The 11,655-nt window shown below is 67.3% G+C and carries 10 protein-coding genes; 5 read left to right on the top strand and 5 right to left on the bottom strand.

Going from position 1 to position 11,655, the window contains the following annotated elements; translation table 11 throughout:
- Nucleotides 1-247 precede the first annotated feature (247 nt).
- The 3 genes from prpE (at nucleotide 248) to IAE58_RS18580 (ending at nucleotide 3,895) form a co-directional block, all read left to right on the top strand.
- On the top strand, nucleotides 248-2,128 hold the full coding sequence (gene prpE / locus IAE58_RS18570; protein ID WP_199934758.1) for a propionate--CoA ligase: 1,881 nt from the start codon (nucleotides 248-250) through the stop codon (nucleotides 2,126-2,128).
- A gap of 164 nt (nucleotides 2,129-2,292) precedes the next feature.
- Nucleotides 2,293-2,796, top strand: a complete 504-nt coding sequence (locus IAE58_RS18575) for a hypothetical protein (protein ID WP_199934757.1) — start codon at nucleotides 2,293-2,295, stop codon at nucleotides 2,794-2,796.
- 43 nt (nucleotides 2,797-2,839) lie between these two features.
- The gene (locus tag IAE58_RS18580) at nucleotides 2,840-3,895 is read left to right on the top strand and encodes a suppressor of fused domain protein (protein WP_199934759.1); all 1,056 of its coding nucleotides are present in this window, start codon (nucleotides 2,840-2,842) and stop codon (nucleotides 3,893-3,895) included.
- A 66-nt stretch (nucleotides 3,896-3,961) separates the two neighbouring features.
- On the opposite strand, the gene IAE58_RS18585 is transcribed toward IAE58_RS18580, so the two are convergent.
- The 5 genes from IAE58_RS18585 to IAE58_RS18605 form a co-directional block, all read right to left on the bottom strand.
- Nucleotides 3,962-4,573 carry a glutathione S-transferase N-terminal domain-containing protein gene (locus IAE58_RS18585; RefSeq protein WP_199934756.1) on the bottom strand — a complete coding sequence of 204 codons (612 nt, stop codon included), beginning with the start codon at nucleotides 4,571-4,573 and terminating at the stop codon, nucleotides 3,962-3,964.
- An 86-nt stretch (nucleotides 4,574-4,659) separates the two neighbouring features.
- Nucleotides 4,660-5,118 carry a cell wall hydrolase gene (locus IAE58_RS18590; RefSeq protein ID WP_108748678.1) on the bottom strand — a complete coding sequence of 153 codons (459 nt, stop codon included), beginning with the start codon at nucleotides 5,116-5,118 and terminating at the stop codon, nucleotides 4,660-4,662.
- A gap of 303 nt (nucleotides 5,119-5,421) precedes the next feature.
- Nucleotides 5,422-7,452: an NADPH-dependent 2,4-dienoyl-CoA reductase gene (locus tag IAE58_RS18595; protein WP_199934784.1), complete on the bottom strand. Its 2,031-nt coding sequence runs from the start codon at nucleotides 7,450-7,452 to the stop codon at nucleotides 5,422-5,424.
- A 79-nt stretch (nucleotides 7,453-7,531) separates the two neighbouring features.
- Entirely contained in the window at nucleotides 7,532-8,173 is a 642-nt protein-coding gene (locus tag IAE58_RS18600; protein ID WP_108752288.1) for a hypothetical protein, read from the bottom strand.
- 236 nt (nucleotides 8,174-8,409) lie between these two features.
- Complete coding sequence (locus IAE58_RS18605) at nucleotides 8,410-9,426, bottom strand: zinc-binding alcohol dehydrogenase family protein (RefSeq protein ID WP_199934769.1); 1,017 nt, start codon at nucleotides 9,424-9,426, stop codon at nucleotides 8,410-8,412.
- 358 nt (nucleotides 9,427-9,784) lie between these two features.
- Between IAE58_RS18605 and IAE58_RS18610 the strand changes: the two genes are divergently transcribed.
- Both IAE58_RS18610 and IAE58_RS18615 read left to right on the top strand, forming a co-directional pair.
- Nucleotides 9,785-10,876, top strand: coding sequence for an OmpA family protein (locus IAE58_RS18610; protein ID WP_108752289.1), 1,092 nt, complete (start codon nucleotides 9,785-9,787; stop codon nucleotides 10,874-10,876).
- A 217-nt stretch (nucleotides 10,877-11,093) separates the two neighbouring features.
- Nucleotides 11,094-11,603 (top strand): hypothetical protein, encoded by a 510-nt coding sequence (locus IAE58_RS18615; RefSeq protein WP_108752290.1) that lies wholly within the window; start codon nucleotides 11,094-11,096, stop codon nucleotides 11,601-11,603.
- Nucleotides 11,604-11,655 lie beyond the last annotated feature (52 nt).

The following is an 11,655-nucleotide window of genomic DNA, read 5'->3' on the forward strand; positions in this document are numbered from 1 at the left end:
GGGGGCGCCGCGGGGGCCGGCGCGGCCGCCCCCCCCCCCCCCCCCCCCCCCCCCCCCCCCCCCCCCGCCATCCCCAGGAAGCCAGCTTTTGACGTTGACGTTGACGTTGACGTTGACGTTGACGTTGACGTCAGGTGCAGGGCTGCAAGCCCTGCAGACCACACCCACCCCCTACCAAGGTAGGGCGGCCCGGGCGCCAGCCCGGCACTATGCTCGAACCCATGACTTTGTCTGGGAGGGCTGCGTCATGAACTACGAAGAAACCTACCGCCGCTCGATCGACGAGCCGGAGGCATTCTGGGGCGAGGAAGCCAAGCGCATCCATTGGCATACCCCGCCAAAGCAGGTGCTCGATTACAGCAACCCGCCGTTCCGTCGCTGGTACGTCGGCGGCGAAACCAATCTCTGCTACAACGCCGTCGATCGCCATCTGGCCGATCGCCCCGACCAGCTGGCGCTGGTGGCGGTGTCCACCGAAACCAATGTCACCCGCGAGATCACTTACCGCCAGCTCCATCGCGAAGTGAATGACTTCGCTGCGGTGCTGCAGCACCTGGGCGTGGGCAAGGGCGACCGGGTGGTGATCTACATGCCCAACATGGCCGAAGCCGTGTTCGCCATGCTTGCCTGCGCGCGCATAGGCGCGGTGCATTCAGTGGTGTTCGGTGGCTTTGCCGCGCACAACCTGGCACTGCGCATCGACGATGCCAGGCCCAGACTGCTGATCGCCGCCGACGCCGGCATGCGCGGTGGCAAGGTCATTCCGTACAAGGGCATGGTCGATGCCGCCTGTGCCGAGGCGGCCAATCCGCCGCCGCATGTGCTGATTGTCTCGCGCGGGCTGGATGTTGCCGAACCGCGCGTGCCGGGGCGCGATGTGGACTACGCCGAACTGCGCGCGCAGGTGGGCGAGGTGGATGTGCCGGTCACCTGGCTTGAATCGAGCGAGCCCAGCTATCTGCTCTACACCTCCGGTACCACCGGCAAGCCCAAGGGCGTGCAGCGCGATGTGGGCGGCTATGCGGTGGCCATGGCGCAGTCGATGGAAACGGTGTTCGACTGCCGCCCGGGCCAGGTAATGTTCTCCACCTCGGATGTGGGCTGGGCCGTCGGTCATTCCTACAACGTGTATGGCCCGCTGATCGGCGGCTGCACGTCACTGCTGTACGAAGGGCTGCCGACCAACCCGGACCCGGGCATCTGGTGGGCGCTGTGCGAGCAGTACGGCGTGCGCACGATGTTCTCCTCGCCTACGGCGATCCGCGTATTGAAGAAGCACGATGCCGACTTCATCCACCGCCATGACCTGGATGCGCTGAAGTACCTGTTCCTGGCCGGCGAGCCGCTGGATGAGCCTACCGCGCACTGGATCAACGATGCGCTGGGCAAGCCGATCATCGACAACTACTGGCAGACCGAAACCGGTTGGCCGGCGCTGACCCTGCTTCCGGGCCTGGATATGAAGCCGGTGCGCTTCGGCTCGCCGGGCTTCCCCAACCTCGGTTACCGCATGAAGGTGATCGATGAGAACACCGGTGAAGAAGTCGCCGCTGGGCAGAAGGGCGTGCTGGTGGTCACCCCGCCGTTGCCGCCGGGCTGCATGAGCACGGTGTGGAACGACGATGCGCGCTTCATGCAGAGCTACTTCAGCCACTTCAAGGAACTGCTGTACAGCTCGCTGGACTGGGCGATCCGCGATGACGATGGCTACACCTTCATCCTCGGCCGCACCGACGATGTGATCAACGTGGCCGGCCATCGGCTGGGTACGCGTGAGATCGAAGAAGCCATTTCCGGGCACCCGCGCGTGGCCGAGGCGGCGGTGATCGGGGTGAAGGACGAGCTGAAGGGGCAGGTGCCGCTGGTGTTCGTGACCCTGAAGCAGGGCTTGCAGGGCGATGATCCGGCGCCGGTGGTGGCCGAGATGATGGCCGCCGTTACCGCTTCACTGGGTGCGGTGGCGCGGCCGGCGCACATCCACGTGGTCAATGCGCTGCCCAAGACCCGTTCGGGCAAGCTGCTGCGGCGCTCGCTGCAGGCGCTGGCCGAACAGCGCGATCCGGGCGATCTGTCCACCCTGGACGATCCGGGCGCGTTGGAAGAGATCCGCCGCGCGCTGGGGCGCTGACCGCTTGGGTAGCGCCGGGCCATGCGCGGCGTGCGAAGCGGACGGAAAGGCCGCCAGGCATGGCCTGGCGCTACCAAACCTCCGGCGGAACATGCGCTAAGCTCGGCCTTGGGGAGCGCACCCCGCGGGGCGCGCAGATACGGCGCACCAAGCAAGGGGGATGCATGGCATTGCTGCATGGCAAGACGGCCGCTGGCCGCCAGGAAATCGAAGACCGCGGCCGGCGCCTGCCGGCGGCGCTGCGTTCGCTGCTGCTGATGGTCGACGGGCAGCGCAACGACACTGAACTGCAGGCGCTGTTCGAAGGCCTGCGTGCGCCACCGGATGCGCTGCAGCAGCTCAGCGCGATGGGCCTGATCGAGGTGGTCGGCGGCGCCGCCGACGCGGTGCCCACGCGCGGCATCAGCAGTGGGCGCGAACAGGATCCGGCGCTCTACCAGCAGCTGTATGACGCAATGAGCGAGGCGGTGCGCCGCCATCTGGGCCTGAAGGGCTACTTCCTGCAGCTGAAGATCGAGCGCTGCAAGGATGCGCTGGCACTGGAGCGGCTGTGCCCGGAACTGCTTGCGGCCGTGGGCAGTGCGCGCAGCCCGGCACTGGCCCAGCGCTGGTGGCAGGAAACCCAGGCGCGCCTGGCCACCACCGTCGCCGGGGTCGTGCCCGGCTGATGCAGGGCGTACAGTGGCCTGCTCTTTCCACTGGAAGCGCCACGTGCAGGACGACATCGACGACACCGATACCCCCGGCTGGGATGCGATCAATGCGGCCCTGGCGACGCTGTATGCCGGGCAGACGCCGCAGCATTTCGGCACGGCACTGCCCTATACGCTGGGCGGCCAGGATCCGCTGGATGGCATCAGCGTGTACTGGGCCGATGCGCCGCAACCGCATTGGCACTACGTGACCTACGGCTTTTCCGAGCTGTATGCGAAGGAAAGCAGCGATGCGCAGGTCAGTGGCTATGGGTTCGAGCTGACCTTCCGCCTGGCCGCCAGTGCCGGTGAAAGGGCCGGCAGCACCCCGCCGGTGTGGCCGATGAACCTGCTGCAGAACCTGGCGCGCTATGTGTTCGGCAGCGGCAACGTGTTCGAGGATGGCCACCATCTGAATGCCAACGGCCCGATCGCGCTGGAGACCGACACCCGCCTATGCCACCTGGCCTTCGTGGCCGACCCGCAGCTGCCGCCGCGCGACACCGGCAACGGTCACCTGCAGTTCCTGCAGCTGGTTGGCTTGACCGACGAGGAAATGGAAGCGATCAGGCGCTGGTCGACCCGCGGCGTGCTGCAGGTGCTGCAGCCGGCCATGCCGCTGTGGATCAGCGATCTGCACCGCGGCAACCTGCTGGATGATCCGGTGCTGGCCGCGCAGGTGCAGGAAGGCAGCCAGCGCGAAGGGTCGACCACCGGCATGCTGTTCGTCGAGACGCTGCGCTGGCGCCAGCAGGACGGCGTGACCACGCTGGTGCTCGGCGCGGGCCAGGTGCACAGCGTTGCCGAACTGCTGGGTCTTCGCCTGCGCCACGGCAAGCCGCTGGAACTGGTCAGCGGTGAACGGCAGTGGACGTTCGCCCCGGGCGGGGCAGAGGCTGCCACGGCGATCGACGATGACAGCGTGTACTGGGTGCTGGACGAGGCCGGCCTGCAGGCGGCTGCGGCGCTTGCCGCGCAGCGCGGGGTCTACCCGCTGGATGCGGCGCTGCAGATCGAGGTGGTGCCGACCCAATTGCGCGACGGCAAGGGCAATGTGATCCGCGAGATCGGCTGAGCGTACCGCTGAAGCCCATGGGGTCGGAGCCGTCTGCTGCGCAGGCGGATCCGACCCCCACTGGCATCAGGCCAGGCCTTCGGCCTTCAGCACGGCCTGCACGCCGGCGTCGGCGTCCATGCGCGCCTTGTAGGCGGCCAGGTTGTCCAGACCGGACAGGTCCACCTTGGTGCCGGCTGCCCAGCGCAGGGTGATGTAGAAGTACGGGTCGGCGAAGCTGCGGAAACCGGCCAGCCAGGGCTTGTCGGCCAGCTGCTTGTCGGCGGTTTCGAACAGGGCGCGCAGGCGCTTGTGGGCGGCGGCGCGGATCGCGTCGTACTGGCCTTCGTCGGCAATGAACTTGCCCGGCGCGAACAGCGGCGAGAACGCCGGGTGCACGTCGGAATTGACGAAGGACAGCCAGCGGGCTGCTTCGGCGCGCTGGCGCGGGCTGCCATCGCCGCCCAGGCCGGCCTGCGGGAAGCTGTCGGCGATGTAGCCCATGATGGCCGCGTTCTGCACCAGCACGAAGTCACCATCGACCAGGGCCGGGACGGCGCCTGCCGGATTGATCTTCAGGAATTCCGAACCCTTCAGGGTGTCCTTGTTCAGCAGTTCCACTTCGAACGGCTGGCCGGTCCACTGCAGGGCGATGTGGTCGGCGGTGGAGCAGGCACCGGGCTTGCTGTACAGCTTCATGGGAACTCCAGGGTAGGGCGTGGTGGAAACACCCACTATCCCAGAGCCCCGGCAGCGGCGGCAACGCTGCCGCCGGCAACAGATCGTTACGACTGGCGAGGCTTGAGGTTCTGCACCTTATAGAAGGTGTGATCGCCGATGGTGGCCACCTGGTAGGCGTTGCGCCAGTTCGGGCTGGCAATGGCCAGTGCGGCGAAGTGGCTGGCGCCGGGCACGATCTCGCGGCGTTCGCCGGCCGGCAGCGCCCAGTTGCGCTCGGCGTCGAAGGCCACGTTCATCGCTTCACTCCAGGCGGCATCGTTGCCCAGCTGGGTGCCGGGCGATACCAGGGTGGGCGCGAACTGCTTGCGCGCGGTCACCACCTGGCACATCGAATCGCCCCACAGCCCGCTGTCGAGGCGGCGCAGGGCTACTTCGGCCACGGCCTGCTGGCCGCGCAGGGTCTGGTCGCGGGCTTCCAGGTATACGGTGGTGCTCAAACACAGCGAATCAGCCGCCGGCTGCGGCAACAACTGCGACAGCCAGAGAATCCAGGCCAGTTTCATATGACTCCTTGCTCCGTATGGGCCGCACCGCGCGGTTCCGGCTGCGGGGGGCGGCCGGGGGGGCTGGGTACGACTTGGCGTGATGGGGAGGCGGCCATCGGGGCCGCCCCGTGGGCGGCCTCCAAAACATTGATCACGAACCGATCAGGGAGGACCGCACCGGCTCACCGGAAACTGGCTGGTGAGCGGAAAGATGGCGCAAGGTAGGGGGCTGTTACCGAACGCTTCCTGAATCGCTCGGCTTGACATTCAGCTTCGGGGGCGGTGACGGAAATCACATTTGCGCCCCCATTCATCTGTAAATCAGAGCGCAGCGGCGACGCGACTGCCCTGATTGATCGCGCGTTTTGCATCCAGTTCTGCCGCCACGTCGGCACCGCCGATCAGCTGCGCGGTGATGCCCGCAGCTTCCAGTTCGGCCTGCAGCGCGCGCTGCGGTTCCTGCCCGGCGCAGATCACCACGTGGTCCACCGGCAACAGCTGTTCGCTGCCGTCCACGCGGATGCGCAGGCCGGCATCGTCCACGCCCAGGTACTCCACGCCACCGAGCATGCGCACGCCCTTGGCCTTCAGCGTGGCGCGGTGGATCCAGCCGGTGGTCTTGCCCAGGCGGGCACCGGGCTTGCCGGGGCTGCGCTGCAGCAGCCACAGCCGCCGCGGCGAGGCTTCCACCGCGGGCGTGGCCAGCGCGCCGCGCGCCTCGAAGCGGGCGTCCACGCCCCATTCGGCCATCCAGCGCTGCGGGTCCAGCGCAGGTGAGGGACCGTCATGGCTGAGGAATTCGCCCACGTCGAAGCCGATACCGCCGGCGCCGATGATCGCCGCGCTGGCGCCCACCTGCACCCGGCCCAGCAGCACGTCCAGGTAGTTCACCACCTTGGGGTGGTCGGCACCGGGGAAATCGACCCGGCGCGGCACGATGCCGGTGGCCAGCACCACGTGGTCGAAGCCGGCCAGCGCGATGGCGTCGGCGCGGGTGCCCAGGCGTACGTCCACCCCGGTTTCGGCCAGCTTGTGGCGGAAGTAGCGCAGGGTCTCGTGGAATTCTTCCTTGCCGGGAATGCGCTTGGCCACGTTGAACTGGCCGCCGATCTCATCGCCGGCATCGAACAGCGTGACCTGGTGGCCACGCTCGGCGGCCACCGTGGCACAAGCCAGCCCGGCCGGCCCGGCGCCGACCACGGCGATCTTCTTCGGCGCAGCGGTGGGGTGGTAGACCAGTTCGGTTTCGTGCGCGGCGCGCGGGTTCACCAGGCAACTGGCCAGCTTGTTTTCGAACACATGGTCCAGGCAGGCCTGGTTGCAGGCAATGCAGGTATTGATGGCCTCGGGGCGGCCGGCGCGCGCCTTGTTCGTCCACTGCGGGTCGGCCAGCAGCGGGCGGGCCAGCGACACCATGTCGGCGCCGCCACTGGCCAGGATGCGCTCGGCAACGTCGGGCATGTTGATGCGGTTGGTGGCCACCAGCGGCACCTTCACGTGCGGCTTCAGCTTGGCGGTGACCCCGGCGAACGCCGCGCGCGGCACCGACGTGGCGATGGTGGGAATGCGCGCCTCATGCCAGCCGATGCCGGAATTGATGATCGTCGCGCCGGCGGCTTCGATGGCCTGGGCCTGCTGCACGATCTCTTCCCAGTTGCTGCCGTTGTCCACCAGGTCCACCAGCGACAGGCGGTAGACGATGATGAAATCCGGCCCGCAGGCCTCGCGGATGCGGCGCACGATTTCCACCGCAAAGCGCATGCGCTGGCTGGCATCGCCGCCCCAGCGGTCGCTGCGGGTGTTGGTGCGTGGGGCGATGAACTCGTTGATGAGGTAGCCCTCCGAACCCATCACTTCCACGCCGTCGTAGCCGGCCTCGCGGGCCAGCCGGGCGCTGCGCGCGTAATCGGCGATGTGGCGCTCCCCGCCGCTGGCCGACAGCGCGCGCGGGGTGAACGGGTTGATCGGTGCCTTCAGCTTCGAAGGTGCCACCGACAGGGGATGGTAGGCATAGCGCCCGGCATGCAGCAGCTGCAGGCAGATCTTCGCGCCGTGCTGGTGGGCGGCGGCGGTGAGCTGGCGGTGCGGGCGCACTTCCCAGGGCCAGGACAGCTTGCCGCCGAACGGCTTCAGCCAGCCGACCACGTTGGGCGCGAAGCCGCCGGTGACGATCAGGCCCACGCCGCCCTCGGCACGCTCGGCGAAGTAGGCGGCCAGGCGCGGGAAGTCACGGGCGCGGTCTTCCAGGCCGGTGTGCATCGAGCCCATCAGAACCCGGTTGCGCAGCTGGGTGAAGCCCAGGTCCAGCGGGGCGAACAGATTCGGGTAGGCGGTTTCGTTGGCTGGCGACATGTCGATACGCTTGCGTACGGAAGCGCGAAGCGTGCCGTGAAACGGCGGCCGGGGCAAGGGGCGCCGCGGCCGCGACCGATCACCCCACGCCGCGCTGCGCGCTCGCCGGGCGGGGGGCGGCGCCCGCCGCCGGGGCGCGGCCGATGCCGAACCAGCCCAGGGTGATGCCGCACAACGGCCCGATCAACACGGCGAATGCCAGTGTGCCCAGGCCGACATCGCCGCCCAGCCACCAGCCCAGCAGCAGTACGCTGCCTTCGATCAGGCTGCGCACCTTCCAGATCGGCCAACCGGTACGGGCGTGCAGGCCGGTCATCAGGCCATCGCGCGGGCCCGGGCCCAGGCGCGCGCCGATGTACAGCCCGGTGGCTAGGGCGACCAGCAGCAGACCGCCGGTGAACAGCGCAAGCTGCCAGCCCAGCGCGGTGGCCGGCGGCAGCAGCCACAGGCCGATCTGCGCCGAGGGCCCGATCAGCAGCACGTTCAGCACGGTGCCGGCGCCGGGCTTCTGCCGCAGCGGCCACCACAGCAGCAGCACCAGCGCGCCGATGGCGTTGGTGGCCAGACCGAACGACAGCGGCGTCTGCGCGGCGATGCCCTGCGACAGCACATCCCACGGGGCGACGCCGATGCCGGCGCGGATCATCAGGGCAGCACCAAAGCCGTACAGGAACAGGCCGGTGATCAACTGCAGCAGGCGCAGGGGCAGGGCGGTAGGCATGGGGGACTCGGGGATGGGGGAGGGCAACTGTTGCCACCGTAATCCCGAATTCCGCGCTTCAATAGATACAGATGCCTGGCAATCCGCGCGCACAGCGGGCGGCATGGGGGTAGAGTCGAGCTTGCTCGATTGTCGTCTCGCGAAGTCGAGCAAGCTCGACTCTACCGGCCTTGTCAGTCGAGCAAGCTCGACTCTACCGGCCGTGTCAGTCGAGCAAGCTCGACTCTACCCGGCCGTTATTCCCAGCCGGACAGCGCCAGCTTGCCGATCGTGCGCCCGCTGGCCAGGCGCTCATGCGCTGCCTGCAGGTTGGCGGCGTTGATGCTGCCCACCACTTCGCTCAGGGTGCCGCGCAGCTGGCCGGCGTCGATCATGCTGGCCGCACGGTTGAGGATGCGGTGCTGTTCAATCTGGTCGGCGGTCTGGAAACGCGCGCGGGCGAACATGAATTCCCAGTGGATGCCGATGCACTTGGCCTTGTAGGGATCGCCGATGCGCAGCGGCCCGCGTGGCTCGACAACCAGCCCGACGTGCCCCTGCGGCGCCATGATCTGCCCCAGTTCGTCCCAGTAATGGTCGGTGTCAGCCAGGTTCAGGGCCACCTGCACGCTGTCCACGCCCAGCGCCTGCAACTGCGGCTGCAGGGGCTGGCGGTGGTCGATCACATGGGCCGCGCCCATCCGTCGGCACCAGTCCACGGACGCTTCGCGCGAAGCTGTCGCAATTACCTCGAAACCGGCGTACTGGGCCAGCTGGATCGCCATCGAGCCCACACCGCCGGCGCCGCCGATCACCAGCAGGCGTTGCCCGGCATGCCGACGCCCGTCCAGCTGCAAGGGCATGCGCTGGAACAACAGCTCCCACGCAGTAAGCGTGGTCAAGGGCAGGGTGGCAGCTTCGGCGAAATCCAGCGTGGTGGGCTTGCGCGCCACCAGCCGTTCATCCACCCATTGGTACTGCGCGTTGCAGCCCGGGCGGGTCACGTCGCCGGCGTAATAGACCTCGTCGCCGGAAGCGAACAGGCTGGCCTCTTCACCGATCGCTTCCACCACCCCGGCCGCATCCCAGCCGAGTACGCGGGGCCGGTCGAGCATGGCCCCGGTGGTGGCCGCACGCTGTTTGCCATCGACCGGGTTGACCGAGATTGCCTGTACCCGCACCAGCAGATCGCGCCCCCGCGGAGGCAGGGGCGGAGGCAACTGCACATCCTGCAGCGCAGGCAGAGATTCACGACACAGGGCGACGGCTTTCATCATGACTCCGGCTCGGTTCGTGCGTTCATCATAAGGTTCCTCACCTCGATGGGCGCGCGCTGAATCGTCGCAAGTTTCCCTTTTCCCCAGTTGTCACATTGTGTCCTTAATGCCCCTCAAACCCTTGTGCCACGGGGGTATTGCGGATTTTCATGATCCTGTATAGGGTTTCAATGTCGGACCGGTGGCTGGTCGGGTACGACGCTTCACATGTTACGGGACTGTTAACATGACCTTCACCCGCCTGAGCATAATGTTCGCGGCGGTGGCGTGCTGAATCGGCTGTCTGAACATCGACGCAGTAGTGCTGGCCCATGCCTCTACCGGTTTCATACCCCCGAAATAGGAGCTGTACTCAATGAACAAGAAGATCCTTACTGCCGCGCTGCTGGGCGGTCTGGCTTTCGCCCAGGCTGCGTCGGCGCAGGAGTTCGATGACCGCTGGTACCTGACCGGTTCGGCTGGCTTCAACTTCCAGGACAGCGACCGTCTGACCAATGATGCCCCGTTCGTCACCCTGGGTCTGGGCAAGTTCATCAGCCCGAACTGGTCGCTGGACGGTGAGCTGAACTACCAGAACCCGAACTTCGACGCCAACCAGGATCTGAACTGGTCGCAGTACGGCGTGTCGTTCGACCTGCGTCGCCACTTCATCCAGGAAGGCCGCGGCTGGAACCCGTACATCGTCGGTGGCCTGGGCTACCAGAAGTCCGAGGAAGAGTACGCTGCCCTGGACAACAACGGTCCGCGTGAGCGCAAGGACGGCAACCTGTCGGCCAAGCTGGGCGTCGGCCTGCAGACCACCTTCGAAAAGCGCGTTGCTGTCCGCGCCGAAGTGGCCTACCGCGCTGATTTCGACGACCAGAGCGTTGCCGCTCGTGACGAAAGCTGGTTCGGCGACGTGCTGGCTTCGGTCGGCGTCGTGATCCCGCTGGGCCCGGCCCCGGTGGCTGCTGCCCCGGCTCCGGCTCCGGTTGCCCCGAGCTGCGCCGACCTGGACGACGACGGTGACGGCGTCAACAACTGCGACGACAAGTGCCCGAACTCGCAGCCGGGTCAGACCATTGGTCCGGACGGTTGCCCGGTGCCGGTCTCGATCGACCTGAAGGGCGTGAACTTCGACTTCGACAAGTCGAACCTGCGTCCGGACGCTGTGGCCATCCTGTCGGAAGCTTCGGAAATCCTGAAGCGTTACCCGGATCTGCGCGTTGAAGTGGCCGGTCACACCGACTCGAAGGGTACCGACGCTTACAACCAGAAGCTGTCCGAGCGTCGCGCCACCGCGGTGTACAACTACCTGACCCAGAACGGCGTGGACGCTTCGCGTCTGGTCGGCCCGATCGGCTACGGCGAGAGCCGTCCGATTGCTCCGAACACCAACCCGGATGGTTCGGACAACCCGGAAGGTCGCGCCAAGAACCGTCGTACCGAGCTGAACGTCCAGAACTAAGTTCTGACGCTCTGCCAGTAAGACACAGCAGGACCCGGCTTCGGCCGGGTCTTGTTGTTTGTGGAGCCAGGGAATGCGCGGGTGCCGCGCATAGACAACCGTCCATCGGTTTTTTTCCAGAAAACCAACAAGTTGCCGTATTCATTGAAGGTTCCGCTTGAAAGCTGTGGCTGCATTGCTAAACTCGCCGCGTCACTTCCTTTCGTGGATGCCCCTCATGTTGCGCTCTGCATCGGCCGCCGTTCTGGCGCTGGCCCTGGTTCCCGCTGCCCACGCTGCGGTTGATTGCTCGGTCAACACCAGCGCGTCGCCGCTGCCCCTGCCGGCCACCGCCATCGCGCCGGTGGCCGACGAGCTGTACATCCGCGGCAGCCAGCTGGGCATGTCCGCCGGCGTGCTGGGCAGCAGCTACGATCCGTCGCAGTCGCTGGACCAGGTGCTGCAGCGCCTGCGCATCGATGGCTGCCAGAACATTGCCAAGGCCATTCCGAGTGCGCCGGCGGTGAAGCCGAACGACCCGGCCGCGTACAAGCCGCAGACCGAGTTCGACAACACGCCGTGGCGCTTTGACATGAGCCAGAACGGCAAGCGCATGACCGCCGAAGAGTTCGACGCCTGGATGAAGGCGCGCGGCGTGCGCGTGGTCAAGGCGCGCCCGGCACCGGCCGCGGCGCCGGCGGCCGCCACCGAAGCACCGGCTGAAACCAAGCCGGGCGAGAAGAAGTAAGCCGCGCGGGGAGCAGAGGCTTGCGTACGCGCCGCCCGCCTGCCACCCCCGC

Origin of the sequence: Stenotrophomonas sp. S49 (genome assembly GCF_016624905.1) — a bacterium.
Classification (GTDB): domain Bacteria; phylum Pseudomonadota; class Gammaproteobacteria; order Xanthomonadales; family Xanthomonadaceae; genus Stenotrophomonas.